Annotated in this window: 24 protein-coding genes; 6 read left to right on the top strand and 18 right to left on the bottom strand. The window is 75.8% G+C overall.

Annotated elements, in window-relative coordinates:
• Nucleotides 1-109: 109 nt before the first annotated feature.
• From GD970_RS05465 to GD970_RS05440, 6 genes are all read right to left on the bottom strand, one after another.
• Nucleotides 110-862, bottom strand: a complete 753-nt coding sequence (locus GD970_RS05465; RefSeq protein ID WP_152201740.1) for a Trp biosynthesis-associated membrane protein — start codon at nucleotides 860-862, stop codon at nucleotides 110-112.
• Nucleotides 859-2,493: an anthranilate synthase component I gene (locus GD970_RS05460; RefSeq protein ID WP_152201738.1), complete on the bottom strand. Its 1,635-nt coding sequence runs from the start codon at nucleotides 2,491-2,493 to the stop codon at nucleotides 859-861. Before GD970_RS05460 ends, GD970_RS05465 begins: the two co-directional genes overlap by 4 nt.
• Nucleotides 2,490-2,861, bottom strand: a complete 372-nt coding sequence (gene hisI / locus GD970_RS05455) for a phosphoribosyl-AMP cyclohydrolase (RefSeq protein ID WP_152201736.1) — start codon at nucleotides 2,859-2,861, stop codon at nucleotides 2,490-2,492. The genes GD970_RS05460 and hisI overlap by 4 nt, the downstream gene beginning before the upstream one ends.
• Before the next feature lie 120 nt (nucleotides 2,862-2,981).
• Entirely contained in the window at nucleotides 2,982-4,757 is a 1,776-nt protein-coding gene (locus GD970_RS05450; RefSeq protein ID WP_152201734.1) for an ABC transporter ATP-binding protein, read from the bottom strand.
• Complete coding sequence (locus tag GD970_RS05445) at nucleotides 4,754-6,769, bottom strand: ABC transporter ATP-binding protein (protein ID WP_226925177.1); 2,016 nt, start codon at nucleotides 6,767-6,769, stop codon at nucleotides 4,754-4,756. Before GD970_RS05445 ends, GD970_RS05450 begins: the two co-directional genes overlap by 4 nt.
• Nucleotides 6,770-6,856: 87 nt before the next feature.
• Nucleotides 6,857-7,516, bottom strand: coding sequence for a TIGR03085 family metal-binding protein (locus tag GD970_RS05440; protein WP_226925180.1), 660 nt, complete (start codon nucleotides 7,514-7,516; stop codon nucleotides 6,857-6,859).
• Between the two features lie 120 nt (nucleotides 7,517-7,636).
• On the opposite strand from GD970_RS05440, the gene GD970_RS05435 reads away from it, so the two are divergent.
• A complete protein-coding gene (locus tag GD970_RS05435) occupies nucleotides 7,637-8,512 on the top strand; it encodes a hypothetical protein (RefSeq protein ID WP_152201730.1) in 876 nt (291 codons plus the stop codon).
• A gap of 1 nt (nucleotide 8,513) precedes the next feature.
• On the opposite strand, the gene hisF is transcribed toward GD970_RS05435, so the two are convergent.
• Nucleotides 8,514-9,284 (bottom strand): imidazole glycerol phosphate synthase subunit HisF, encoded by a 771-nt coding sequence (gene hisF / locus GD970_RS05430; protein WP_152201729.1) that lies wholly within the window; start codon nucleotides 9,282-9,284, stop codon nucleotides 8,514-8,516.
• 73 nt (nucleotides 9,285-9,357) lie between these two features.
• Between hisF and GD970_RS05425 the strand changes: the two genes are divergently transcribed.
• A complete protein-coding gene (locus tag GD970_RS05425; RefSeq protein ID WP_152201728.1) occupies nucleotides 9,358-9,987 on the top strand; it encodes a nucleoside/nucleotide kinase family protein in 630 nt (209 codons plus the stop codon).
• Nucleotides 9,988-10,080: 93 nt separating this feature from the next.
• On the opposite strand, the gene GD970_RS05420 is transcribed toward GD970_RS05425, so the two are convergent.
• From GD970_RS05420 to GD970_RS22060, 7 genes are all read right to left on the bottom strand, one after another.
• The gene (locus tag GD970_RS05420) at nucleotides 10,081-11,010 is read right to left on the bottom strand and encodes an FKBP-type peptidyl-prolyl cis-trans isomerase (protein WP_152201727.1); all 930 of its coding nucleotides are present in this window, start codon (nucleotides 11,008-11,010) and stop codon (nucleotides 10,081-10,083) included.
• Between the two features lie 95 nt (nucleotides 11,011-11,105).
• Nucleotides 11,106-12,509 carry a Pup--protein ligase gene (pafA, locus tag GD970_RS05415; protein ID WP_152201726.1) on the bottom strand — a complete coding sequence of 468 codons (1,404 nt, stop codon included), beginning with the start codon at nucleotides 12,507-12,509 and terminating at the stop codon, nucleotides 11,106-11,108.
• Nucleotides 12,506-12,694, bottom strand: coding sequence for a ubiquitin-like protein Pup (locus GD970_RS05410; RefSeq protein ID WP_152201725.1), 189 nt, complete (start codon nucleotides 12,692-12,694; stop codon nucleotides 12,506-12,508). Before GD970_RS05410 ends, pafA begins: the two co-directional genes overlap by 4 nt.
• Before the next feature lie 35 nt (nucleotides 12,695-12,729).
• Nucleotides 12,730-14,397, bottom strand: coding sequence for a depupylase/deamidase Dop (gene dop, locus GD970_RS05405; protein WP_152201724.1), 1,668 nt, complete (start codon nucleotides 14,395-14,397; stop codon nucleotides 12,730-12,732).
• Between the two features lie 10 nt (nucleotides 14,398-14,407).
• On the bottom strand, nucleotides 14,408-16,171 hold the full coding sequence (gene arc / locus GD970_RS05400; RefSeq protein WP_152201723.1) for a proteasome ATPase: 1,764 nt from the start codon (nucleotides 16,169-16,171) through the stop codon (nucleotides 14,408-14,410).
• A gap of 136 nt (nucleotides 16,172-16,307) precedes the next feature.
• Nucleotides 16,308-17,384: a tRNA (adenine-N1)-methyltransferase gene (locus GD970_RS22065; RefSeq protein ID WP_226925176.1), complete on the bottom strand. Its 1,077-nt coding sequence runs from the start codon at nucleotides 17,382-17,384 to the stop codon at nucleotides 16,308-16,310.
• Between the two features lie 143 nt (nucleotides 17,385-17,527).
• Nucleotides 17,528-18,688, bottom strand: coding sequence for a site-2 protease family protein (locus GD970_RS22060; RefSeq protein WP_152201722.1), 1,161 nt, complete (start codon nucleotides 18,686-18,688; stop codon nucleotides 17,528-17,530).
• A gap of 85 nt (nucleotides 18,689-18,773) precedes the next feature.
• Between GD970_RS22060 and GD970_RS05385 the strand changes: the two genes are divergently transcribed.
• Entirely contained in the window at nucleotides 18,774-19,745 is a 972-nt protein-coding gene (locus tag GD970_RS05385; RefSeq protein WP_193314886.1) for a RecB family exonuclease, read from the top strand.
• Between the two features lie 82 nt (nucleotides 19,746-19,827).
• On the opposite strand, the gene GD970_RS05380 is transcribed toward GD970_RS05385, so the two are convergent.
• Nucleotides 19,828-20,529: an HAD family hydrolase gene (locus tag GD970_RS05380; RefSeq protein ID WP_152201721.1), complete on the bottom strand. Its 702-nt coding sequence runs from the start codon at nucleotides 20,527-20,529 to the stop codon at nucleotides 19,828-19,830.
• Nucleotides 20,530-20,623: 94 nt separating this feature from the next.
• Here GD970_RS05380 and GD970_RS05375 point away from each other — a divergent pair, with 94 nt between their 5' ends.
• Nucleotides 20,624-21,547, top strand: a complete 924-nt coding sequence (locus tag GD970_RS05375) for a PAC2 family protein (RefSeq protein WP_152201718.1) — start codon at nucleotides 20,624-20,626, stop codon at nucleotides 21,545-21,547.
• Between the two features lie 82 nt (nucleotides 21,548-21,629).
• Here the strand turns inward: GD970_RS05375 and mshC are convergent, their stop codons facing one another.
• A complete protein-coding gene (mshC, locus tag GD970_RS05370) occupies nucleotides 21,630-22,898 on the bottom strand; it encodes a cysteine--1-D-myo-inosityl 2-amino-2-deoxy-alpha-D-glucopyranoside ligase (RefSeq protein WP_152201716.1) in 1,269 nt (422 codons plus the stop codon).
• Between the two features lie 65 nt (nucleotides 22,899-22,963).
• Here mshC and GD970_RS05365 point away from each other — a divergent pair, with 65 nt between their 5' ends.
• Complete coding sequence (locus GD970_RS05365; protein ID WP_152201714.1) at nucleotides 22,964-23,977, top strand: CorA family divalent cation transporter; 1,014 nt, start codon at nucleotides 22,964-22,966, stop codon at nucleotides 23,975-23,977.
• Nucleotides 23,978-23,992: 15 nt separating this feature from the next.
• On the opposite strand, the gene GD970_RS05360 is transcribed toward GD970_RS05365, so the two are convergent.
• Entirely contained in the window at nucleotides 23,993-24,847 is an 855-nt protein-coding gene (locus GD970_RS05360) for an undecaprenyl-diphosphate phosphatase (protein ID WP_152201711.1), read from the bottom strand.
• Nucleotides 24,848-24,975: 128 nt separating this feature from the next.
• On the opposite strand from GD970_RS05360, the gene GD970_RS05355 reads away from it, so the two are divergent.
• Entirely contained in the window at nucleotides 24,976-25,968 is a 993-nt protein-coding gene (locus tag GD970_RS05355; protein WP_152201709.1) for an aldo/keto reductase, read from the top strand.
• A 69-nt stretch (nucleotides 25,969-26,037) separates the two neighbouring features.
• On the opposite strand, the gene GD970_RS05350 is transcribed toward GD970_RS05355, so the two are convergent.
• Complete coding sequence (locus tag GD970_RS05350; RefSeq protein WP_152201706.1) at nucleotides 26,038-26,316, bottom strand: DNA primase; 279 nt, start codon at nucleotides 26,314-26,316, stop codon at nucleotides 26,038-26,040.
• Between the last annotated feature and the right edge of the window lie 114 nt (nucleotides 26,317-26,430).

The raw sequence follows: 26,430 nt of genomic DNA, 5'->3' as shown, positions 1-26,430 counted from the left end.
GACCTCGCCGGACCGGTTCGATCTCGCCGACGAAGCGCGACCTCGCCGCGGCGGCTCGACCTCGCCGACGGCGTCGCGCGCGCCGTGGCCGGCCGCACGCCCGGGGGCTTCAGCGAGGCGCCGGCGGCTCGGCGTCGCCCTCGCCGGAGGGAGCGGCCTCGGGGCCGGAGGGCCCGTCTCCGTCGCCGGAGGAGGCGGCATCGGGGCCGGAGGAGACGTCGTCTTGCCCGGAGGGGTCCTCACCGCGGCCCAGGGCGTCCCAGTCGTCCATGGCCCGGGTGCGCGCGTCCCGGGCGGCGTTCGGGGCGGCGCTCGGGGCAACGGTCCCGGGCGCCGTCGTCCGCTCGAAGCGGCGTCCCCCGCTCTGCCAGGCCCGCCCGCGCACGAGCGTGAGCACGCCCAGCACCGCCAGGGCGGCGGCCACCACGAGCGCCACCCAGGGCCAGGGGGTGACGTGGGCCGCGCCGGACAGCTGCGGCACGCCGCTGACCTGCGCCGCCTCGGCGAGGGCGGGCGCCGTCGGGTCCTGGAGGAAGCCGGCCACCGCGGCCGCGACCAGCGCCGCGGCGCCGATCAGCACCACCCCGCCGACGGCGACCGCCACCCGGCGCCCGATCGCCACGGTCAGCGCGGCTGCCCCCACCACCAGCGCGGCGGCGGTGAGCGCCGGGGTGGCGCCCGCCCCGGTCACGCTCACCGGGCGCACGTCGATGACCGTGGCCACCTCCCCGCGCACCCAGGGCAGACCGCCCAGCGCCAGGAGCAGCACCGCGAGCACCAGGGCGGCCAGCACCACCGCACGGCGGGTGCCCCGCCCCGGCGTCCCGGTCGCGCGCCCCGCCCCGGCGTCGGCCGAGGTCACGGCCGCGCCCCGGCGCGGTCGGCCAGCGGGCGCAGCCCGGCGGCGACCTGGATCGCGCGGACGGCGGCGGCGGCCTTGTTCCGGGTCTCCTCGTACTCGGTGGCGGGCACCGAGTCGGCCACGATCCCGGCGCCGGCCTGCACCGACGCCTGGCGGCCGCGGATCACGGCGGTGCGGATGGCGATGGCCATGTCGAGGTTCCCGGCGAAGTCGAAGTACCCCACCACCCCGCCGTACACGCCGCGGCGGGCCGGCTCGAGGGCGTCGATGAGCTCGATCGCCCGGGGCTTGGGCGCCCCGGAGAGGGTGCCGGCCGGGAAGGTGGCGGTGAGGCAGTCCAGCGCGCTCGTGCCGTCCCGCTGCCGGCCCTGGACGGTCGAGGAGATGTGCATGATGTGGCTGAACCGCTTGATCTCCATGAGCTCGACCACGTCGACCGTCTCCGGCCGGCACACCTTCGTCAGGTCGTTGCGGGCCAGGTCGACCAGCATGACGTGCTCGGCGATCTCCTTGGGGTCCGCCAGCAGCTCCTCGGCCAGGGCCCGGTCCTCCGCCTGCGTCGCCCCGCGCGGGCGCGAGCCGGCGATGGGGAAGGTGGTCACCGTGCCGTCCTGGACGTGCACGAGGGTCTCCGGGCTGGAGCCGACGACGGCGAAGGTCCCGCCCGCGCCGGCGCCGCCCGCCGGGCCGTCCCCGGCGCCCCCGTCGCCCGCCGGCCCGTCCGGGTCCGCGAGCTGGAGGTAGTACATGTAGGGCGAGGGGTTGATCGTGCGCAGCACCCGGTAGACGTCGAGCGGGTCGGCGGCGCAGTCGATGTCCAGGCGCTGGGAGAGCACCACCTGGAAGACCTCCCCGTCGTAGATCGCCTGCTTGGCGGCGAGCACGGCGGTCTCGAAGTCCTCGCGCGGGGTGCGGAAGCGCAGCTCCGGCTGCTCGGCGGGCACCGTCACGGCCGCGGCCGTGGTGGCGGGGCGCAGCAGCGCCGCCTCCATCGCGTCCAGCCGGGCCACGGCGTCGGCATGCGCGGCGTCGACCCGCTCGTCGGTGTTGTCGAAGTTCACCGCGTTGGCGATGAGCCACACCGACCCGTCGTGGTGGTCCACCGCGGCCATGTCGGTGGCCAGGCACAGCGCCACGTCGGGGGTGTCGTGCTCGACCGGGGCCTGGGCCCGCAGGGTCGGCTCCCACTGGCGCAGGACCTCCCAGCCCAGCGAGCCGACCAGCCCGCCGGTCAGCGGCGGCAGGCCCGGGATGGCGGGGGTGGCCAGCTCGGCGAGCGCGGCCCCGAGGACCTCCAGCACCGGCCCGGCGGCCGGGATGCCGACGGGGACGTCGCCGTGCCAGGTCGCGTGCCCGTCCCGGCTGGTGAGGGTGGCCCGGGAGGCGGCGCCGACGAAGGACCAGCGCGCCCACGCGCCGTCGTGCTCGGCGGACTCGAGGATAAACGTGCCCGGGCGCCCGCCGGCCAGCTGGCGGTACAGCCCCACGGGGGTGACGTCGTCGGCGAGCAGGCGGCGGACCACGGGGATGACCCGCCGGTCGGCGGCCATCCGCCGGAACTCGGGCAGGGCGGGCCAGGTCTCGCCCCACTCCACCCGCGCGCTGCTCAGATACGTGGTCTCGGTGCTCATGCGTCCGCCTCCCCCACGACGGCGCCGAGGTCGCCGCCGGCCTCGAAGCAGGTGCGGGTGCCGGTGTGGCAGGCGGGCCCGACCTGGTCGACGCGGACCAGCAGGGTGTCGCCGTCGCAGTCCAGCGCCACGGACTTCACGTGCTGGGTGTGCCCGGAGGTGTCCCCCTTGCGCCAGTACTCCTGCCGCGAGCGCGACCAGTACCAGGCGCGCCCGGTGGTCAGGGTGCGGGCGAGCGCCTCGTCGTCCATCCAGCCGACCATGAGCACCTCGCCGGTGTCGTGCTGCTGGACGACGGCGGCGACGAGGCCGTGCTCGTCGCGCTTGAGGCGGGCGGCGATGGCGGGATCGAGGGAGGTCTTCTGCACCGCTCGATCTTGCCACGCGGGCGCGAGGTGGTGCCGGAGCCGTCCGGCGGCGGCGCCCCGGACGGTCCGGCGGCCGCACCGGGACCGTCCGCGGTGACGCCGCCCCCCCCTCCGTCCGCTCTACGCCGTCTGGGTGACCCAGGAGCGGTGCATCCGCGCGTACGTGCCCCCGGCGGCGGCGAGGTCGGGGTGGGCGCCGACCTCGACCACGCGCCCGTCGTCGACCACGACGACGAGGTCGGCGCTCTCGGCGGTGGCGAGGCGGTGCGCGACCGTCACCGACGTGCGGCCGGCGGTGAGCCGGTCGAGGGCGCGGCTGACCCGGGTCTCGGTGGCCGGGTCGACGGCGGAGGTGGCCTCGTCGAGCAGGAGGACGCCGGCGCCGGCGAGGTAGGCGCGGGCGAGCGCGACGAGCTGCCGCTCCCCCGCCGACAGCGACTCCCCGCGCTGGCCCACCGGCGTGTCGAGGCCGGCGGGCAGGGCGTCGATCCACGCGTCCAGGCCCAGCGCGGCGACGGCGTGACGCACCCGGTCGGGCAGCGCGGGGACGGGGCCGTAGGCGATGTTCTCCGCCAGGGTGCCGTCGAAGAGGAAGCCCTCCTGGGGCACCAGCACCACCCGGGTGCGCAGGTCGCGCAGGGCCAGGTCGCGCAGGTCGACGCCGTCGAGGAGCACCCGCCCGGCCGCGGGGTCCATGAGCCGGGCGAGGAGCTTGACCAGGGTGGTCTTGCCCGACCCGGTGCGCCCGACGACCGCCACGCGGGCGCCGGCCGGGATGACGAGGTCGACGCCGTGGAGCACCTCGGGCCCGCCGGGGTAGGCGAAGCGGACCGCGCGCAGCTCCAGGCGGCCCGGCCCGCGCGGCGCCGGGACGGGGCGGGCCGGGTCGGTGACCTCGGCGGGGGTCTCGAGCACCGCGATGACCCGGCGCCAGCCGGCGACGGCGTTCTGCAGCTCGTTGAGCATCTCGGTGGCGTTCTGCACCGGCCCGGTGAACATCTGCACGAGGAAGAGGACGGCGAGCAGCGCGCCGACGCTCAGCTGCCCGGCCGCGCCGAGCAGCGTGCCCGCGACGACGACGGCGGCCAGCGCCACCCCCGAGAGCACCACCCCGGAGGAGAACGCCAGCGACACCCGGGTCTGCGCGCGCACCGCCGCGGCGCGGTGGGCCCGCACGGCGTCGTCGATGCGCCGCTGGGTGCGCCGGGCGGCGCCGTAGGCGCGGATCGTCTCGGCCCCGACGACGGACTCGCCGACCGCGGCGAGCAGCGCGGCCACCCGCACGCGCACCGCGGCGTAGGCGCCGGAGATGGCCCGCTGGGCGCGCGGGGCGAGCACGGCCATCGGGGCGAAGCACAACCAGACGAGCAGGGCCAGCCGCCAGTCGTAGAGGGCCATCGCGACGGTGGCGAGCAGCAGCTGGGCGGCGTTGAGCAGCAGCGTGAGGCCGCCGCGCTGGACGAACATGGAGATGGTGTCCACGTCGGAGGTGACCCGCGAGACCAGGGCGCCGCGCCGCTCGGCGGACTGGGTCAGGGCGGACAGGTCGTGGACGTGCCGGAAGGTGCGCACCCGCAGCTGGGCCAGGCCCCGCTCGGAGGTGCGGTACAGCCGCACGTTGACCAGGGCGCTGGCCTGCCCGGTGAGGACCAGGACGGCGAGGCCGACGGCGCACACGGCCAGCACCCGGCCCACGTCCGGGCCGCCGGGGGCGAGGACGCCGTGGTCGGTGGCCTGCTGGATGGTCACCGGCACGACGATCCGCCCGGCGGTGGCGACCAGGGCGAGCAGCACCGTGACGACCAGGCCGTCGGTCAGGGCCGGGGAGAGCTGGACGCCGCGGCGGACGGTGCCGAGGACGCCGAGGTCGCTGGCGGCGGAGATCCGGGCGCTCACCGGGCCCCCTCCCGGGCCGCGGCCCCAGCGTCCGCGGCGGCGTCGGGGTCGGCCGCGCGGGCCTCGGCCTCCAGGGCGGCCTCGGCGGCCCGCCGGGCGTAGGCGGTGACCAGGTCGCGGTAGCCGGGGTCGCGGGCGACCAGGTCCGCGTGCGGGCCGGCGTCGACCACGCGGCCGGCGTCGAGATGGACGACCTCGTCGGCCAGCGCGATGGTGGCCGGCCGGTAGGCGACGAGCAGCACCGTGCACCCGCCCACCCCGCGCAGCCCGGCGAGGATCTCTTGCTCCACCACCGGGTCGACGGCGGAGGTGGCGTCGTCCAGGACGAGCAGGCGGGGCCGGCGCACCAGCGCCCGGGCGAGGGCCAGGCGCTGGCGCTGCCCGCCCGAGAGGGTGGCGCCGCGCTCGCCCACCACGGTGTCGAGGCCGGCGGGCAGCGCCCGGACGAACCCCTCGGCGCGCGCGGTGCGCAGCGCCGCCCACACCGCGGCGTCGTCGAAGCGGCCGGCGTCGTCGAGGGTGACGTTGCCGCGCACGGTGTCGTCGAAGACGAAGGTCGACTGGCTAACGAGGGCCACCGCCGCCGTCCGGGCGGCCGGGTGGAGGGCGCGGGCGTCGGCGCCGTCGAGCAGGACCCGGCCGCCGGTGGGGTCGAGCAGGCGGGCGACCACCGCGGCGAGGGTGGACTTGCCGGCGCCGGTGGGGCCGACGAGGGCGACGGTGCGGCCGGCGGGGGCGTGCAGCGAGACCCGGTGCAGGAGGTCGGCGACCGGGGCGCCGTCGGGCGCGGCGCGGTCGGGCGCGGCGCCGGGCGACGCCCCGGCGCGGTGGCCCGGCCGGTGCCCGGGCCCGTCGAGGTCCTCGGGCCGGGCGCCGCGCAGCCGGGCGGGGACGGTGACGGTGACGTCCTCGAGCCGCAGGTCCAGGGCGCCGTCGCCGGGGAGCGCGGCGCGGCCGGACGCCTGGGCCCCGGTGGCGTCGATGACGCGGGCGATGCGGTCGTAGCCGACCAGCGAGCGGGGGATCTCGCCGAGCAGGAAGCCGATGGCCCGCACGGGCATCGTCATGACGGTGAGCAGGTAGGCGATGGTGACGACGTCGCCGGTGACGGCCAGGCCGGCGCGCACCCGCCAGGCGCCCAGCGCGACGACGCCCAAGGTGGCCGCGGAGGGCAGCAGCTCGACCACCGGGTCGAACACCGACCGGATGCGGCCCATGGCGATGTTGGCGTCGCGCAGCGCCGCGGTGCGGTCGGCGAAGCGGGCCTCCTCGACGTCCGCCGTGCCCAGGGACTTCACCAGCAGCGCCGCCTCGAAGCTCTCGTGGGCGACGTCGGCGACCTCGGCGCGCAGGCGCTGGGCCTGCGCGGCCGCCGGGGCCATGCGGCGCCGGTAAATGCCGTTGGCGAGGACGACCAGCGGCAGCACGGCCACCCCGGCCAGGCCGAGGAGGGGGTCGACGGCGATCATCGCCACCGCCGCGACGACGAGCATGACCGCCACCCCGAGCGCCCACGGGAAAACGAAGAAGACCCCGGCGGCGGCCTCGGCGTCGGCGTTGGCGTTGGAGAGCAGCTGCCCGGTGGGGTGCCGGCGGTGCCAGCTCATCGGCAGGCGCAGGTACTGGCGGGTCACGCGCAGCCGGTGGGCCGCCTGGACCTCGAAGGCCGCCCAGCCGGCGTAGATCCGGCGCAGCGCGACGCCGACGGCGGTGAGCACCCCGACGAGCAGCAGCAGCCCGCCGGCCGCCCACAGCCGGCCGGTGTCGGCGTGGCCCGTGGTCAGGGCCGGGACGACAACCGTGTCGGTGATCCGGCCGAGCAGCCACCCGGAGGCGACGGTGCTGACCCCGTACAGGCCGGCGCCGAGCGCGGCGAGGGCGGAGGTGCGCCGCGAGTCGAGGACGCCGCGCCAGATCAGCGCCGCCCCGCGCCGCAGCGCACCGCCGGGCAGGGCGTACCCCCGCCCCGCCGGCGAGACGTCAACTTCGTCGCGAGACGTCAACTCGGTCACGAGGCGTCACTCCCGGCGCGAGACGTCAACTCGGTCACGAGGCGTCACTCCCCGCGCGGGACGTCACATCTGCCGCGTGCGGTCCCGTCACGAGACGTCGACGCCATCACGCGCGACTTCCGCCGGCCCGCTCCAGCGCAGGAACCGCTCGACGGTCTGCGGGCGCCCGACGACGTCGACGTCGGCCGCATCGACGCGCCCCGCGGCGTGCAGGGCCAGCTCGACCGGGTCGCCGACGACCACGACGGCGTCGGCCGCGCGCTTGACCACCCGCCGCGGCCCGCCGGGAACGGCCTGCACGACGCCGACCGGGCTGCGCAGGTAGCCCAGCCGCGCCAACGGGGCCAGCTCGGCCCAGACGGCGCGCACCTGGTCCGGGGGCAGCACGCGGGGCTCGACCAGCCCGCGGCCGCGGCGCACGTCCTCGTGGTGGATGACGTACTCGACGTGGTGCGCGCGGTCACCGGCCCAGCCCACCGGGTTCCACGCCGACATGCCCGCGGCGAAGGTCTCCAACAGCGCCGCGTAGCCGGCCGGGGTGCGGGCCCGCTCGACGAGCCGGCCAAGGAACCGCTCCCGCCCGGGCCGTGGCCGGGCGAGGACGTCGGCGGCCTGGCGCAGCGGATGGTGCTCGCGCTGCACGAGGTGGGCGAGCAGGTGCCGCACGGTCCAGCCCTCGCAGAGCGTGGGCGCGTCCGGGTCGGCGCGGCGGAACGTCTCCACGAGCGCGGCGCGCTCGGTCTCCATCCAGGTCACGGGCCCTCCCGATCTGCGTCGACAGCCATGGTGGCACGGACCCGGTGGCTGGTCCGGTCGGGCGCAGGCAGATACCCGGACGCCGGCGCCGCCCCACGCCAGAATGGCGCGATGCAGGAGCGGACGAGCTGGCGGCGACTCATCGGGCACGAGGGCACCTTCCTGGCCTCCCTGGAGCTCTGGCCGGCCGAGCGCACCGGGCGGTCGCGGCACCTGCAGTCCGGCTACCGCGCCGGGTGGTCACTGCCGGAGGCCGGCGCCGACCCGGCGATCCATGAAGGGCCCGTCGATCTCGTCGGCGTCCGCAGCCTGGCCCCGGGCACCGCGGGGACGGTGCTGATCCACCCCATGTGGCCGGAGGCGTGGCAGGGGATCGACGCCGGCGCCCGGCTGGCGCTCGTGGCGAGGACCCGACACCCGCGAATCATCGGTGAGGCCACCGTGCTTGAGCGTCGCGGCGTTCCCGCGTCGGCGCCGCTCCGCGTCGAGCCCTTCGAGGAGACGCCTGCCCACGCCCGCCTGCGCGCGGTCGAGGAGCAGCCCGCACCGCGCGGGCACACGCCGCCGGCCGTCGCGGTCGGCGGCGTCGCGCTCCCGCTGCTGAGCTCGACGTGGGGCGGCGCGCGGGTCACCACCGGGCCGTCGTCGCCCGACGAGGAGGCCGCGCTCGCCGCTTCGCTGCCGCGTCTCGTGCTCGACCGGAGCCGGCCGGTCGCGGTGACGGTGGCCGGAGGCGAGGTGCCGGTCATGGCGGAGATCGCTTACTTCGCCGAGCTGGGGCCCTCCGGCATCCCGACGGGTGAGCGTCGCGACGTCCTGTGGGACAGCCGTGAGCTGACCCACCAGGTCGATCGGGCGCGAGCATCGTGGCGCGTCGGAGTGCCGCCGCCTGGTTCCGCCCGCGCCGTCGTCGTCACGCTGACGTTCGGCCCCGGGAGTCCTGGCCAGTCCTTTGACGTCGCGTCCTGGGGGTTCCGCCTGGACTGAGTCAGCGCACGGCGATGCCGTGCGCGCGCATGTCCGCCTTGACCTCGCCGATGGTCATCGTGCCGAAGTGGAACACCGACGCCGCGAGCACGGCGTCCGCGCCGGCCTGCGCCGCCTGGGTGAAGTCCACGACCTTGCCCGCCCCGCCGGAGGCGATGAGCGGCACCCGCACCTCCCGGCGCACGTCGCGCAGCATCGTCAGGTCGTAGCCGTCCTTGGTGCCGTCGGCGTCCATGGAGTTGAGCAGGATCTCCCCCGCGCCGAGCTCGGCGCCGCGCGCCGCCCACTCCACGGCGTCGATGCCGGTGCCGCGCCGCCCGCCGTGCGTGGTGACCTCGTAGCCCGAGGGCGTGCGGGTCTCCCCCGTGACCCGGCGGGCGTCGACGGACAGGACGAGGACCTGGCTGCCGAAGCGGTCGGCGACCTCGCTGATGAGCTCCGGGCGGGCGATGGCGGCGGTGTTCACCCCGACCTTGTCCGCGCCGGCCTTGAGGAGGCGGTTGACGTCCGCGACCGAGCGCACCCCGCCGCCGACGGTCAGCGGCACGAAGATCTGCTCGGCCGTGCGCGAGACGACGTCCATCGTCGTCTCGCGGTCCTCGGCCGAGGCGGAGACGTCAAGGAAGGTCACCTCGTCGGCGCCGTCCTGGTCGTACCGGTAGGCCAGCTCCACCGGGTCACCGGCGTCGCGCAGACCCTGGAAGTTCACGCCCTTGACCACCCGGCCACCGGCGACGTCGAGGCACGGGATGACCCGGATCGCCACACTCATCCTTGCTGCTCCTTCGTCCCCGGCGGGGATAGCCGCCAGGGACGAGGTTAGCCGCCCGGTAGCGTCGGGCGTCATGACCGTCCCCACACCGGACCCCGACGGCGGTCCGGCGGCGCCCGCCGAGGCCGCGACGGCGGTGGCCCGCCTGGTGTTGGACGCGCTGCCCGCCCACCGCGGCCCTGGGCCGTTCGTGCTCGGCATCGACGGGCGGTCCGGCGCGGGCAAGTCCGACCTCGCCGCCGCGGTCCTGCCGCTGCTGCGTGCGCGCCTCGGCGACGACGCCGTCGCCGGGCTGGCCCTGGAGGAGGCCTACCGCGGCTGGCACGGGCTGGCCGCGGGGGTCGAGGCCGTCGCCGAGGGCGTGCTTGCGCCGCTGGCGCAGGGCCGCCCGGGCGCCGTGCGCCGCTACGACTGGGTGGCCGGCGTGCTCGACGGCGACGTCGTCGTCCCCGCCCCCGGTGCACCGCTGCCGCGGGTGCTCGTGGTCGAGGGGTGCGGCGCCGGCGCCGCGGCGTGCGCGCCGTTCGTCCACCGGCTGGTGTGGCTCGAGGCGCCCGAGGCGGTGCGGCGTCAGCGGGCGATGGCCCGGGACACGAGCAGCTGGGCGCACCTGTGGGCGGCGTGGGAGGCCCAGGAGCAGGAGCTGCTCGAGGCGCGCGACGCGCGGGCGGCGGCCGACCTCGTCATTCGCACCGGCCGGTAGCGGTCTCGGGCGTCCGGCGATCCCCCGGCGTCACGCCGGCCGTGAGGCCTCATGCCCAACTTGACGCCTCACGCCCAACTTGACGTCTCACGGTCAGTCGGGGGCGGAGGTGGTCGGCGCCGGCACGACCGAGGCGTCCTGGCCGCCGGAGACGGCGAGGATGTCGACGACGAGCACGAGGGTGTCGGTGCCGCGGGCCTGCGCGGGCGGGATGACGAGCAGCACCTGGGAGCCGACGGTCTGGTCGAGCAGCCCGTCGCGCAGCCCCGGGATCGTCTCGTCGAGCTTGAGGGTGCGCGGCACCTTGCCCGCCGCCCAGGTGGAGTCGTACGGCTCGCCGGACTCCCACGCCACACCGGTGTACTGGACGGTGACGTCCTGCCCGGGACGCACCTGGGCGCCGTCGCCGCGGACAAGCGGCTGGACGACGAGCTCACCCGGCGGGTCGGTGTCGGGCAGGCTGATCGACGGCGTGCCGTCCTCGGCGACCTCGACGGTGGGCAGCCCCTCGGGCGGGGTCACCGGCTCGCCGCGGGCCCGGGTGTAGCGCACGTCGAGGACGAGCACGAGCATGCGGTCCATGCCCTTCTCGTGCACCGGCTGGCGCACCAGGAGCCGGCTGCCCTCCCGGGCGCCGACGAGCACGGGGTAGAGGTCCTCCCCCACGTCCTCCTTGGTCAGCATGAGGGTGCGCACCTCGCCGACCTGCCGGTTGTCGACCAGCTCGCCGTCCTCGCCGTCGTAGGCGGTCAGGGTGAGCACCACCGGCTCGCCCTCGGCGAGCTCGCGCCCGTCGCCCTCGATGAGCGTCTCGACCGAGGACTCGGTCAGCGGCAGCGGCGGGCGGAAGGTCACCACCGGGATGGAGCCGAACGTCCCGGTGACGCTCACCTGCGGGGTCTGGTCGTCCTGGGCCTTCTTCCCCGGCGTGCACGCGCCGAGCAGGACCAGGGCCAGCACCACGGCGAGCCACGCCGCGAGGACGCGCGGGGCCCGCACGGCCCGGGTCGTTGAACGCTTCACGCAGGGCAGCCTACGTCGCCCGCGGGGGCCTCCGGCGACGGCGCCCGGCGCCTCGGGCGCGTCGGCACGTCGCTCCGCAGGCCCGGCGTCCGGACTCAGCGCTGCAGGGCCGCCATGAGCGCGTCGACCCGCTCGTCGACCGGGGCGAACGGGTCCTTGAGCACCACGGTGCGCTGGGCGGCGTCGTTGATCTTCAGGTGCACCCAGTCCACGGTGACGTCGCGGCGGCGCTCCTGGGCGCGGGCCACGAACGCCCCGCGCAGCCGGGCCCGGGTGGTGGCCGGCGGGGTGTCGACGGCGGCCGCGACCTCCTCGTCGGTGGTGAGACGCGCCATGAGCCCGCGCCGGGCGAGGCTGGTGGCCAGCCCCCGGGTGGGCGAGATGTCGTGGTAGGCCAGGGAGAGACGCGCCACGCGCGGGTCGTCCAGGGCCAGGGTGTGCCGGGCGCGATAGCGCTCGATGAGCCGGGCCTTGATGGCCCAGTCCAGCTCGGTGTCCACCAGGGTGGGGTCCTGCTCGCGCAGCGCCCGCAGCCCCCGCTCCCACAGCTCCAGCACCCGGCGCTGGACGTCGGTGAGGTCGGCGGTCAGCCCCTCGGCGTCGAGGTAGCCGGTCACTCGAGTCAGGAACTCCTCCTGGATGGCCAGGGCGCTCATCCGCCGGCCGCTGGTCAGCTCGACGGGCAGGGTGGCGGTGGTGTCGTGAGAGATCTCACGGATGGCGCGCATGGGCTCGGCGAGGGCGAGGTCGCGCACCCGCACGCCGTCCTCAAGCATGCCCAGGAGCAGGTCGGTCATGCCGACCTTGAGCATCGTCGTCGTCTCGGCCACCGACGAGTCGCCCACGATGACGTGCATGCGGCGGTAGAGGTCGGCGTCGCCGTGCGGCTCGTCGCGGGTGTTGATGATGGGCCGCGAGCGGGTGGTCGCCGAGCTCATCGCGTCCCACATCTGGTCCGCCCGCTGGGAGAAGGCGTAGGTCGCCCCGCCGCCGGCGCGGGGGCGGATGTGCCCGGCGCCGGTGAGGATCTGCCGGGTGATGAAGAACGGCACGAGGGCGTCGCCCATGGCCTGGAAGTCGCGGCGCCGGCGCACGAGGTAGTTCTCGTGGCAGCCGAAGGAGTTCCCGGCGGAGTCCAGGTTGTTCTTGAACAGGTGGATGGTGCCGGCCACGCCCTCCTGCTCGAGCAGCACGTTGGCCTCCTCGACCATGCGGTCGAGGATCACCTCCCCGGCGCGGTCGTTGGCGACGAGCTGGCGTACGTCGTCGCACTCGGCGGTGGCGTACTCCGGGTGCGAGCCGACGTCGAGGTAGAGCCGGGCCCCGTTGCGCAGGAAGACGTTCGAGGACCGGCCCCACTGGACCACTTTGCGGAACAGGTACCGGGCGGCGTCGTCGGCGCTGATCGGGGCGTGCGGCGCTGCGCCGGCCGCCGGTGGCGGCGCGGCGCAGGTGATGCCGTACTCCGTCTCGACGCCGAAGATGCGCCTGACGGTCACTGGCCGCCCTTCTGCACGAAGCCCTGGACGAAGGTCTCGGCGTTGGCCTCGAGCACGGAGTCGATCTCGTCGAGCAGGTCGTCGACCTGCTGGGTCCGGGCCTGCGCGGCGACGGCGATCGGCGGGTCCGGCTCGATCCCCGGGTCGTCGCGTCGGGTGGTGTGGCGCTGCTCCTGCTGTGCCATGGCGGTGCTCCCTCCTCCTTGCTCCGATCCTACGGTCAGGCGCGCCCGGGGTGACCGGGGCGTCCGGCGGTGAGTGCCTCGAGCAGCTCGGCGGCGGTGCCCGAACGCTCGAGCAGCGCGCCGACGTGCTGGCGGGTGCCGCGCAGCGGGTCGGTCATCGGCACCCTCACCAGGTGCTCGTGGCCGGGCAGGTCGAGCACGACCGACTCCCAGCTCGCCCCGGCCACCTGGCCGGGGTAGCGGGCCACCACCTGGCCCCGGAACCACGCCCGGGTGTCGGCCGGCGGGGTGTGCTCGGCCGCGGCCACCTCGGGGTCGGGCACCAGCCGCTCGACCCGCCCGGCCGCGACGAGCCGGTTGAAGATCGACCGCTCCGGGCGCAGGTCGGACCACTGCAGGTCCAGGGCGGCGAGCTTGGGGTGGTCCCAGGGCAGCCCGCCGCGCCGGCGCATGCCGTCGAGGAGCTCGAGCTTGGCCACCCACTCCACCTCGGCGGCCGCGTCGGCGGGGTCGGTGGCGAGCCGGTCGAGCACGCCGGCCCACCGCTCGACGACGTCGCGGGTGGCCTGGTCGGTGCGGCCGGCCTGGGTGAGGGCGTCGGCGACCACGCGCAGGTAGACCCGCTGGATCTCCAGCGCGGTCATCTCCCGCCCGTCGGCGAGGGTGAGCCGGTGGGTCAGCGTGACGTCGTGGCTGACCTCCCAGGTCTCCCCCACCGGGTTGGCGAGCATGAGCGCGTCGAGCTCGAGGGGCACCTCGCCCTGCTCGAGCAGCCACAGCACCAGGGAGGTGGTGCCCATCTTGAGGTAGGTGGAGACGTCCATGAGGTTGGCGTCCCCGCCGATGACGTGCAGGCGGCGGAACCGGGCGGCGTCGGCGTGCGGCTCGTCGCGGGTGTTGATGATGGGCCGGTTGAACGTGGTCTCCAGGCCGACGTCGTTCTCGACGTAGTCGGCCCGCTGGGAGATCTGGTAGCCGGCCCGCTCGCTGCGCTGGCCCAGCCCCACCCGGCCGGCGCCGCAGAAGATCGGCCGGGTGACGAAGAAGGGGGTGAGGTAGCGGATGATGTCGCCGAAGTTCACCTCGCGGCTGACGAGGTAGTTCTCGTGGGTGCCGTAGGCGGCGCCCTTGCCGTCGACGTTGTTCTTGTACACCACGACCTCGGGCATGCCCGGCGAGTGGCGCAGGGCGTCCATGGCGCCGCGCATGACCAGCTCGCCGGCGCGGTCCCAGCGCACCGCGTCCAGCGGGTTGGTGACCTCGGGGCTGGAGTACTCCGGGTGGGCGTGGTCGACGTACAGCCGCGCGCCGTTGGTCAGCACCGCGTTGGTGGCGGTGGGCAGGGCCAGCTCGGCCGGGGTGGGCCGGCGCAGCGTGGTGGTGCGCACGCCCGGGCCGGCCCCGCCGGGCGGGGCGGCCTCCCCCGCCGGGATGTCCTCCTCGGGCGGGGCCGGGTGCTCGGGGTCGTCGGTGAGCTGGGAGGGGTGGGCGCTGGCGCGGTCGAGCCGGAAGCCGCGGGCGTCGGCCAGGGGGTCCTCGCCGGCGTAGTCCCAGCGCACGTGACCGCCGCGCCCGGCGCTGCCGGGGGCGCCGGCGTAGGCGGCGACGACGTGGGCCGACAGCACCATCGGGTTGGAGCTGGGGTTGCCCGGCTCGATGATGCCGTACTCGGTCTCGATGCCCATGGGGCGGTGGACGCTCATGCCCGGGCCCTCACAGGTACCCGCCGGCGGGGGTGACGGTGTCGACGTCCCGCCCGTCCACGCGCACCCCGGCCGCGTCGGCGCCGGCCACCGTCGTCGCCGGCGCCTCCCCGGCGGCGGGGCCGACGACGGGCAGGGCGATCCCGGCGTCCTCGAGGCCCGCGCCCGGCTCGCGGCCGGCGAGGGTGCGGATGTAGGTGATCCGCTCGCCCTTCTTGCCGCTGACCCGCGCCCAGTCGTCGGGGTTGGTGGTGTTGGGCAGGTCCTCGTTCTCGCGCATCTCCGCCGCCAGGGCGGCGAGCAGGTGCTCGGTGCGCAGGCCGCGCCCGCCGGTGGCGAGCAGGTCCTTGATGGCCCGCTTCTTCGCGCGGTCGACGATGTTGGCGATCATCGCGCCGGAGGCGAAGTCCTTGAAGTACAGCACCTCCCGGTCCCCGGAGGCGTACGTGACCTCGAGGAACTCGTTCTGCGGCTCGGTGGCGTACAGCGCCTCCACCACGGTCTCGATCATGGCCGTGACGGTGGCGGCGGGGTCGTCGCGGTGGGCGGCGAGCTCGTCGGCGTGCAGGGGCAGGTCCGCGGTGAGGTACTTCGCGAAGATCTCCCGGGCGCCGTCGGCGTCGGGCCGCTCGATCTTGATCTTCACGTCCAGGCGCCCGGGGCGCAGGATCGCCGGGTCGATCATGTCCTCGCGGTTGGAGGCGCCGATGACGATGACGTTCTCGAGCTTCTCCACGCCGTCGATCTCGCTGAGCAGCTGCGGCACGATCGTCGTCTCGACGTCGGAGGAGACCCCGGTGCCGCGGGTGCGGAAGAGGGACTCCATCTCGTCGAAGAAGATCACCACCGGGATGCCCTTGGCCGCCTTCTCCCGGGCGCGGGCGAAGATCACCCGGATCTGCCGCTCGGTCTCGCCCACGTACTTGTTGAGCAGCTCCGGGCCCTTGATGTTGAGGAAGTAGCTGCGCGGGGAACCGGTCTCGGCCTCCGCGCCGCGCTCGGCGCGCCGCCGGGTGGCGGTGGTGGCCAGGGAGGTGGCCACCGCCTTGGCGATGAGGGTCTTGCCGCAGCCGGGCGGGCCGTAGAGCAGCACGCCCTTGGGCGGCTTGAGGCCGTGCTCGCGGTAGAGCTCGGGGTGGAGGAACGGCAGCTCGACGGTGTCGCGGATCTGCTCGATCTGCGGGCCCAGGCCACCGATGTCGGAGTAGTCGGTGTCGGGGACCTCCTCGAGGAGCAGCTCCTCGACCTCCGAGCGCACGACCCGCTCGGTGACGAACCCGGTGCGCATGTCCGCCGTCAGCGCGTCACCCACCCGCACGTGGGTGGCCAGCAGCGGGCCGGCCAGGCGCATGACGCGCTCGTCGTCGGTGCGGGCCAGGACCAGCACGCGGTCGCCGTCGAGCACCTCCTTGACCGTGACGATCTCGCCGGTGGCCTCGAAGGTCCCGGCGCCGATGATCAGGAGCTGCTCGTTGAGGCGCACCTCCTGGCCCGGGCGCAGCGCGCCGAGCGGGACGGCGGCGGAGACGGCCAGGCGCATCTTGCGCCCGCCGACGAAGACGTCCGCCTCGCGCTCGTCCAGGTGCGCGGCGAGGAACGTGCCGTACGAGCCCGGCGGCTTGGAGATGGAGTCGAGCTGGTCCTGCAGCTGCACCAGGCGCTGGCGCGCGGCGTCCAGCGCCTGGGCCAGGCGCTCGTTCTTGCCGGCGAGGGAGATCGCCTGCTGCTCCAGCTCGCGGGCGCGGGCCTCGCTGTAGCGGTCCGCATCTGCCATGACGGTCCCTTCCTGTTTCGAGCCACTCCAGCCTAAAGGCCGACGCCGACGCCGCGATCCGCCGTCCGCGCAGCGGCCCCGGCGCGCCGCCGGGCGAACCGGGGCGTTCCGGGCATGCCGGGCGCGACGGGCACCGTCACTCCTCGGGGTGACTCAGCAGGTCCTCGCCGGCCTCCGGGCGCGCGCCGGGCTGGGAGGCCATCCCGCTCTGCTCAATCTCGGCGCGGCGGTGGATGTCGCGGCGCACCCGCCGGATCTTCTTGTCGGAGATGGTCCGCTCGCCGATGTCCTCCGGCGCCCACTCGCCGTCGGCGGAGTAGGCGCCCTTGGCCGGCCGGCGGGTCCGCTGGGGCGGGGTGGTGCCGGGGGCGAGGCGGCGGGTGGTGACGAGGAACCCCGTGTGCCCGATCATCCGGTGGTCCGGCCGCACCGAGAGACCCTCGAGGTGCCAGGTGCGCACCATCGACTCCCAGGCCTGCGGCTCGGTGAACCGCTCGGTGGCGCGGGCGTCCTCGACGAACCGGCTCAGCTGGGTGGTGGTGGCCACGTACGCGATGAGCAGCCCGCCGGGCGCGAGGGCGTCGGCGACGACGTCGAGGTTCTCCCAGGGGGCGAGCATGTCCAGGACCACCCGGTCGACGCTGCCCGGCTCGGCGGCGTCCGGGAGCACGTCGGCGAGGTCGCCCACCCGCAGGTCCCAGGCGGGGTGGGCGCCGCCGAACCAGGAGTCGACGTTGCCGCGGGCGATGTCGGCGAAGTCGTCGCGCCGCTCGACCGAGAGCAGGTGGCCGCGCTCGCCGACGGCGGAGAGCAGGCTCATGGTCAGCCCGCCCGAGCCCACCCCGGCCTCGACCACCCGGGCGCCGGGGAAGATGTCGCCCATCTGCACTATCTGCCCGGCGTCCTTGGGGTAGACCACGGTGGCGCCGCGCGGCATGGAGAGCACGTAGTCGCTGAGCAGCGGGCGCAGCGCGAGCAGCTGGTGGCCGGTGGCGGTGGTCAGGACGGTGCCCTCGGGCCGGCCGATGAGCTCGCTGTGCCGGAAGGAGCCGCGCTGGCTCTGGAAGTAGCCGTCGTGGGTGAGCAGGACGGTGTAGAGCCGGCCCTTGGAGTCCGTCAGCTGCACCCGCTCCCCGGCGCGCAGGGGCCCGCGGCGCCGGGCCGGGCCGTGGGGCAGGTCATCGGTCGAGGTGGTGGTGCGCGCGTCGGTCACGTGGGCCGAGTCTACGGTCCGTCCCGCCCGGGGCCGGGGGTCGGGCGGCCGGCGGGCGCGGCGGGCGCGGCGGGTGCGCGGCGGTCGGCGGGTGGGTGCCCTGCCCGACGGGCGGGCGCGGCGGGTGGCCTGGGGCCGGGCGCTCAGCGGGCGGCGCGCTGGAGGTAGCCCGCCACCCGGGCGACCTCGACCACCCCGGCCACCTGGTCGCCGTCGAGCAGGACCACCACCGGGCCGTGGTGCTGGGCGCGGGCGACGGCGGCGAGGGCGTCGGCGCCGTGCAGGTCGTGCACGAGCTGCTCGGGCGCCAGGGCGCGGGAGACCGCGGTCAGCGGCGTGGTCGCCCGCAGCTCGGGCGGCACCTGCCGCAGCGCCTCGGGGTCGAGCAGGGCCACCGGGCGGCCGCCGTCGAGGAGGACGACGGCGCTCTCCCCCCGGCCGGCGAGCGCGGCGTGCAGGTCGGGCAGGCCGGCGGACGCGGGCAGCCCCAGCGCCGGGGTGGCCAGCGCCCGCAGGTCCAGGTCGCGGGCGGAACGCTGGACGCCGGCGGCGCGCAGCGACTGGCCGGCGGCGGTCCACAGGAAGGAGCCGAGCAGCGCCACCCACACCACGGTGGTCAGCGACGGCTGCCGGCCCTGGAGGAAGGGCACGAGTACGAAGTAGACCGCGACGCCCACGACGACGAGCCGCCCGCCCCACGCGGCGACCACCGTGCCGCGGGAGCGGTCCCCGGTCAGGGCCCACACGAGCGCCTCGAGGACCTTCCCGCCGTCGAGCGGCAGCCCGGGCAGGAGGTTGAACGCGGCCACGAACGCGTTGGAGATCAGCGCCGCGAGCAGCACGAGCATGACCGTGGGCCCGCCGGAGACCGTGTGGACGGCGAGCCAGGCCAGCCCGGCCAGCGCGGCGTTGGCCGCCGGGCCCGCCGCCGAGACGAGGGCCGAGCTGCCGGCGGTGGGCAGCTCGCGGTCGAAGGCGGTGTGCCCGCCCCAGAACGTCAGCACGTACTCGCGCGGCGGGGCGCCGAAGCGCCGCGCGGTCAGGCCGTGGGACAGCTCGTGCAGCAGCACCGAGACGAACAGCATGACGACGAAGGAGAGCGTGGTGAGCACCACAGTGCCCCACGAGGCCAGCGGCACGAGGCGGCGCACCAGCGGGAAGTACAGGGCCACCAGCACGGCGGCGATGAGCAGCCAGGACGGCGCGAGCACCACGGGCGTGCCGCCGACGGTGCCGAGCACCCATCCGGAGCGGGTGCGTGTGCCCGGGCGCGGGGCGGGGGCCGGTCCGGTGGGGCTGGTCACCCCGCCAGCCTACGGGCCGCGCCCGCCCCGCCGTGGTCCACAGCCGGTGCGCGGGGATGTCGGCGGCGGCGGTTACCGTGCACGCATGCCCGATCAGTCCACCGCCACCCTCACCGCCGACCCGCAGACGCTCGCCCCGGCCGCCGCTCCGGCGCCCGCCGCGGACGCCGCGCCCGCGGCGCCCGCCACCGAGGCGACGCCGGAGGCGGCGACCCCGGACGCGGCGGCGCCGGCGCGGCGGCGAGCTGCCCTGTCCCCCTCGCGGGCGAAGGACTACATGCAGTGCCCGCTGCTGTTCCGCTTCCGCACCATCGACCGGCTGCCGGAGCCGCCCAGCCCGGCCGCCGTCAAGGGGTCCCTGGTGCACGCCGTCCTCGAGCACCTCTTCGACCTGCCGGCGGCCCAGCGCACCGAGGAGTCGGCGCAGCGGCTGCTGGACCCGCAGTGGGCCGAGCTGCAGGGCCGGCGCCCCGAGGTGCTCTCGATGTTCACCGGCCCCGAGGACCTCGGCGCCTGGCTCGCGCAGGCCCGCAGCCTGCTCACCCAGTACTTCCAGATGGAGAACCCGCAGCGGCTCGAGCCGGCGGAGCGCGAGATGCTGGTGGAGACCGAGCTGCGTTCGGGCGTGCTGCTGCGCGGCTTCGTCGACCGGATCGACGTCGCCCCCAACGGCGCGGTGCGCGTCGTCGACTACAAGACCGGCAAGTCCCCGCGCCCGCGCTTCGCGGACAGCGCCCTGTTCCAGATGCGGTTCTACGGGCTCATGCTGTGGCGGCTGCACGGCGTGGTGCCGGCCCGGCTCCAGCTCGTCTACCTGGGCGACGGGCGCACCCTGTCGCACGACCCGCAGGAGGCCGAGCTGGTGGCCCTCGAGCGCGAGCTCGACGACCTGTGGCGCACCATCGCCGCCTCCGCCCGCACCGGGGACTTCGCGCCGAAGACCTCCCGGCTGTGCGACTGGTGCAGCTTCCAGGCCCACTGCCCGGCCTTCGGCGGGGTGACCCCGGAGCTGCCGGCCGACGGCGTCGCGCACCTGCTCTCCGTGCAGGCGGGCTGACCGGGCGGGCTGACCGGTCGTTGCTGGCGGGCCGGACGAGACGGTCCAGGCAGGCCGGCCCGTCGGTGCCGGCGACCGGCCCCTACCGCAGCGGGGCGGCCTCGAGGGCGTCGATCACCTCGCCGGCGGCCACGCGCGCGAGCAGCTCGAGGTCGGCGTCGGCGAGACTGGCGAGCCGGCTGAGCGCGGGCCGCGGCTCCACCGGCAGCAGGAGCGGCACGGCGATCGTCCGGGCGCCGGACGCCAGCGCCGCGGTCACGCCGGTGGGCGAGTCCTCCAGGGCCACGCACGCCGCCGGGTCCACGCCCAGGCGCTCGGCCGCGGTCAGGTAGGCCTCGGGGTGCGGCTTGCCCCGTGCCACCTCGTCCCCGGTGACGACGGCGGCGAACGTGCCCGCCGGCGCGGCGGAGACGACGGCGTCGGCGAACGAGGTCCACGACATCGTCACCAGCGCGCACGGCACCCCGGCCTCGCCGAGCGCGGCGAGGAGCTCGCGGGCCCCGGGCCGCCACGGCGCGCCGTGCGCGCGCACCCGCGCGATCACGCCGTCGAGCAGCTCACCGACGATCTCCTCCTCCGTGCCGGGCAGTCCCGTCTGGGCCTTCATGATCGCCGCCGAGGTGAGCAGGTCGTTGCCGACGAGCTGCAGCGCCTGCTCGTGCGTCCAGCTGCCGCCGTGGCGGGCGACCAGCTCGGTCTCCGTGGCCATCCAGTACGGCTCGGTGTCGACGAGGGTGCCGTCCATGTCCCACAGGACGGCGGCGGGAAGGGGCGGGGTCAGCACCCCCCGAGGGTACCGGCCCGCCGCGGGGCAGCCCGCCGCTCGGCCGCCGCGCGGCCTCGCGCGCCCCGGCGCCGCGCGCGCCTAGGGTGGGATCATGAGCTCTCACGACGACGGCACCCCCGCCCCGGAGACGGCCCCCGAGGCGGCCGAGCGGGAGGTCCCGCCCGCCCTGCTGCTCGCCGCGTTCGAGGGCTGGAACGACGCCGGCGGCGCCGCGACGCAGGCGCTCGAGGTCGTCGCCGAGGCCTGGGACGCCGAGGTCGTCCACGAGCTGGACCCCGAGGACTACCACGACTTCCAGGTCAACCGGCCCCAGGTGGGCCTCGACGACGAGGGCCGGCGGACCCTGACCTGGCCGAGCACGACCGTCTCGGTGGCCCGCACCCCCGTCACCGGCCGCACGATCATCCTCGTCCAGGGCGTGGAGCCCTCGTTCCGGTGGCGCGCCTACTGCGAGGAGATCCTCGACGTCGCCCAGGGGCTGGGCGTGGGCACCGTCGTCGGCATCGGCGCCCTCCTCGCGGACGTGCCCCACTCCCGGCCCATCCCCGTGCAGACGACCTCCAACGACCCGCAGGTCCAGGCGCTGCTCGGGGTGGAGGGCTCGGACTACGAGGGGCCCTCGGGCATCGTCGGGGTCCTCGTGCACCAGGCCGCCGAGCGGGACCTGCACACGCTGAGCGTGTGGGCGGCGGTGCCGCACTACGTGGCCCAGCCGCCCTCCCCCAAGGCGACCCTCGCCCTGCTCCTGCGCCTCGAGGAGCTCGTCGGCGAGCCGCTGCCCGTCGGGGAGCTGCCCGACGACGCCCGCGCCTGGCAGGCCGGCGTCGACGAGCTCGCCGGGCAGGACCCGGAGGTCGCCGAGTACATCCACCAGCTCGAGGAGGCCAAGGACACCGCCGACCTGCCCGAGGCCAGCGGCGAAGCCATCGCCCGGGAGTTCGAGCGGTACCTGCGCCGACGCGACATCCGCCGCGACAAGGGCGAGAAGGGCGACCCCGGCCCGGCGGGCCTGTAGCGCGCACGCCCCGGGGCGGGTGCCCCGGGGCGCGTCGTCGCCGGCGTGCGGTCTCTGCGCTCCGGCCGGCCGGCTCGGCGTCCTAAACGGCCACGCCGAGCAACGCGTCGACGGTGCGGCGGGCGAGCTCCGCCCCACCCGGGACGGGCGCCGCGCCGGGCGCCAGGGCGCACTCGGCCCACCGGTCCACCGCCGCCAGCGCCGTCGGGGCGTCGAGGTCGTCGGCCAGGGCCGTCCGGACCTCGGCGAGCATCTGCTCGGCGGCGGGACCGTCGTCGGACGCCATGGCCTCGCGCCAGCGGGCCAGCCGCTCGGTGGCGGCGACCAGGTCGGCGTCGGTGTACTCCCAGTCGTCGCGGAAGTGGTGGGCCAGCAGCACGAGCCGGACCGCCATGGGGTCGGCGCCGCCGGCCACGAGCTCGGAGACGAGCACGAGGTTGCCTCGGGACTTGCTCATCTTCTCGCCCTGGTAGCCGACCAGCCCGCCGTGGGCGTGCAGCAGCACCGGCGCGGGGGTGTGCCCCAGGACCCGCAGGTGCGACTCGCTCATCTCGTGGTGCGGGAAGACGAGGTCGCGGCCCCCGCCCTGGACCTCCACGGCCGGGCCGAGATAGCGCCTCGCGATGCACGCGCACTCGATGTGCCAGCCGGGCCGACCCCGCCCGAGGGACCCGCCGTCCCAGTCCGGCTCCCCGGGGCGGGTGCGCCGCCACAGCAGCGGGTCCAGCGGGTGGTGCTTGCCGGGCCGGTCCGGGTCGCCGCCGTTGTCGGCGAACACCCGGCGCATCGCCTCCTGGTCGAGGCCCGCCCCGGTGCCGAAGAGCGGGTCGGCGTGGAGGTCGGCGTAGACGTCGCCGAGCTCCGGATCGGTCCCCCCGGCCCCCTCGGGCAGGAAGACCCGGTAGGCGCTGCCCTCGGCGACCATCCGCTCGACCGCCTCCACGACCAGGGGGATCGCCTCGACGGCGCCGACGTAGTGGTCGGGCGCCACGACGCGCAGCGCCGTCATGTCCGAGCGGAAGAGCTCCGTCTGGCTGTCGGCGAGCTCGCGCCAGTCCTGCCCGTTCTCGGTGGCGCGCTCGAGCAGCGGGTCGTCGACGTCGGTGACGTTCTGCACGTACTGCACCTCCCGGCCCGCGTCGCGCCAGGCCCGCACCAGCAGGTCGAAGCCGACATAGGTGTTGGCGTGGCCGAGGTGCGTCGCGTCGTAGGGCGTGATGCCGCACACGTACAGCGTCGCCGGCCCCTCGGGACGGGTGGGCGCCGGGGCGCCGGCAAGGGTGTCGTACAGGTGCACCTGGGCACCGTGTCCGGGAAGGGCAGGGATGTCGGGCGAGGTCCAGGCATGCACCCCCCGACCTTAACCGCCGCGTGGGGGTCCCCTCGGACGCGGCCACCTGGCGGCACAATGCCGCCATGGCGCTCCTCTGGTCCTCGGCCGCCGGCCGGCATCTCACCCCGATCACGGTCGCGACCGACGAGGGGCAGGAGGCGCTACGCCGGGCGCTCGGCACCGGGGCCGGGACCGCCACGCACGTTGACGCCGGCGAGGGCACCGGCGGCCTCACCTGGGTGCACGTCACGCCCGACACCCCCGAGGAGCTGACCCCGCTGCTCGAGATCTGCGGGCTGCCGGCCGGCCTCACCGCGCACCTGCTCCGGGACCGCCACCACGGCGGGGGCGGGGTCCTGGCCGACGGCGTCCTCGTCCCGCTGGGCCTGCTCCGCTTCGAGCCGGCTACCGCCGGCGTCGAGGTCGACCGCCTGGCGTGCCTGTGCGTGCCCGGGCTCGCCATCACCGTCGGCCGCGACGGCGAGGTCGTGCACGAGGTCCTGCAGGCGCTGCCCGGAGAGGCCGCCCAGGGCTCGCTCGGCGTGCTGACGGCGGCCGCCACGGTGGCGGGCCGCCGCGCCGTCGACGCCGAGATCGGGCTGGCGGACGCCGTCGCCAGCGTCGAGCAGGCTGTCTTCGGGGCCGGCTCGGCGGACCCGGCGCAGGTCATCTACCGCCTCAAGCGCGAGCTCGCCGAGGCCCGCCGGGCGCTGACGCCCATGGTGACCCGGCTCGGCGCCTTCGACGACGAGGACCTGCCGCCGACCCTGGGGAAGGTCTCGCGACGCACCCTGCACCGCCTGGCCGCCGCCCTGCGCCGCACCGCCGACCAGGTGGACGGGCAGGACCGGCTGCTCAGCGACCTGCTCACGGTCCTGCTCACCCTGGTACAGGTCCGTCAGAACGCCGACATGCGCCGCATGGCGGCCTGGGCCGCACTCATCGCGGTGCCGACGATGGTGGCGGGCGTGTACGGCATGAACTTCCGGCACATGCCCGAGCTGAGCTGGCCCTACGGCTACCCGGCGGTCCTCGCGGTGCTCGTCGTCGCCGTCCTCGTGCTGCGCCGGCTGTTCAAGCGCTCGGGGTGGATGTAGCGCCCGCCCGTCGGCTCAGCCGAGCGACGTCGCCGCCGACGTCGCCTCGACGGCGCCGGTGAGCAGGAGGACGACCACCACCGCGGCCAGCGCGAGCCGGTAGATCACGAACGGCAGGTAGCTGTGGGTAGAGACCAGCTTGAGGAACCAGACGATGACGACGTAGCCGACGACGAAGGCCACGAGGGTGGCGAGCAGCGTCGGCCCGGGGTCCACCCCGCCCTCGAGCCCGTCGGTGAACAGCTTGTAGAAGCCCGACCCGAGCACGGCCGGGATGGCCAGCAGGAACGAGTACCGGGCCGCGGCCTCACGGGTGTAGCCCATGAGCAGGCCGGCGGTGATGGTGCCGCCGGAGCGCGAGACCCCCGGGATCAGCGCCAGCGCCTGCGCGAAGCCGAAGAGCACCGCGTCGCGCCACGTCATGTGGTCGAGCAGCTTGGTGCGCCGGGAGGTGGCGTCGGCGATCCCGAGCAGGACGGCGAAGACCGACAGGGTGACCACGGTGATCCAGAGGTTGCGGAAGGTGGTGTCGATGGCGTTCTGGAAGAGCACCCCGAGGACCACGATCGGCACGGAGCCGACGATGACGAACCAGCCCATCCGGGCGTCGGGGTTCGTCCGTGGCACGGTGTTCTTCCACGGGCCCACGGGCAGCGCGCCGAACCACGCCTTGATGATCCGGGCGATGTCCCGGCGGAAGAACAGGACCACCGCCGCCTCGGTGCCGATCTGGGTGATGGCCGTGAACGCCGCGCCGGGATCGGCGCCCATGAGGTCGCCGACGATGCGCAGGTGCGCGCTCGAGGAGATGGGGAGGAACTCGGTAAGGCCCTGCACGAGCCCGAGGATCACTGCTTCCAGCCATGTCACGGTCGGTCACCTTACGACACCACTCTGGCGGTCAGGCCCCCCTCCGGCCCGTGCCGAAGGTCACGTCACGGCGCCCCGGCGCCGGGCGTGCGCACCAAGGTGCCGGTCCCGGCCGATACCGTGAGCCCATGCAGCAGCGCAGGGTCGGTCGCACGGGGCTGACGGTCTCCGACGTCGGGCTGGGCACCATGACGTGGGGCCGGGACACCGACGAGCACGAGGCCGCCGAGCAGCTCGAGGTCTTCCTCGACGCCGGCGGCACCCTCGTCGACACCGCCGCCACCTACGGCGACGGCGCCGCCGAGGAGGTCATCGGCGCGCTCCTGGCCAGCGCCGTCGACCGCGAGGACGTCGTGCTGGTGTCCAAGGCCGGGGTGCGCACCCGCCGCACCGGCGACGGCAGCGGCGTCGTCGACGCCTCGCGCGGCAGCCTGCTCGACACCCTCGACGCCTCGCTGGCCCGCCTCGGCACCGACCACCTGGACCTGTGGCTGGTGCAGTCGCCCGACCCGGCAACGCCGATCGAGGAGACGGTCGGCGCCCTGGAGCACGCGGTCCGCACGGGCCGCTGCCGGTACGTGGGGCTGTCGAACTTCCCGGCGTGGACGACGGCGCAGGCCGCCACGCTCCTGTCCCCCGCCGGCCCGCTGGGCCCGGGCGCGCCGGGACTGGCCGCCGTCGAGGTGGAGTACTCCCTGCTGCAGCGCGGCATCGAGCGCGAGCTGACGCCCGCCGCCCGGGCGCTGGGCGCCGGCGTGCTGGCCTGGTCGCCCCTCGGGCGCGGGGTGCTGACCGGCAAGTACCGCCACTCGATCCCGGCGAGCTCGCGGGCGGCCTCCCCGCACCTGCGCGGCTTCGTCGAGCCCTACCTCAACGAGCGGGCGCACGGCGTGGTCGAGGCGGTGACCACCGCGGCGTCCGGGCTGAGCCGCACCCCGCTGGAGGTGGCGCTCGCGTGGGTGCGCGACGCGCCCGGGGTGTGCTCGGCGATCGCCGGCGCCCGCACGGCGGGGCAGCTGCGCGGGGTGCTCGCGGCGAGCGACCTCACGCTGCCCGCCCCCATCCGGGCGGTGCTGGACGAGGTGACCAGCCCGGACCTGGGCTACCCCGAGCGGTTCTGACCGGGGAGCCCCGCCGGCCCCCGTGCCGGCGAGCGGGCCGCGCGGCTCCGCGTCGGGTGGCCGTCCGCGCTACTCCTCTTCGGTGAGCCCGTCGAGGTCGTCCTCGTCGAGCTCGCCGTCCTCGTCGTCGTACTCCTCGTCGTCCTCGTCGGAGTAGATGTCGAACGGCGTGTCGACCCCGAAGCCGGTGAACAGAGCGTCGTCGTAGGTGTCGAAGGCGTCCATCAGGGTGTTCGCCGCCGCCACGACGGCCGGGGCGTCGCTGTCCTGCGCCGCGGCGACGGCGTCGTAGTGTGCCTCGAACGCGGCGATGAGTCGGTCGAGCGCAGCACGGGGGTCGATAGCCATGCCGTGAGCCTAGCGCCCGTGCAGGGGTGGCACAGCCCGTCACTGACCTGCGCGGACGGCGAACAGCCCCTCCCGCACACGTGTTGCTGACTACCATCCGAGGACGACCGGAGG

This window comes from Georgenia thermotolerans, assembly GCF_009193185.1.
Lineage (GTDB): Bacteria > Actinomycetota > Actinomycetes > Actinomycetales > Actinomycetaceae > Georgenia > Georgenia thermotolerans.
This window is presented reverse-complemented; position numbering and strand designations above follow the sequence as displayed.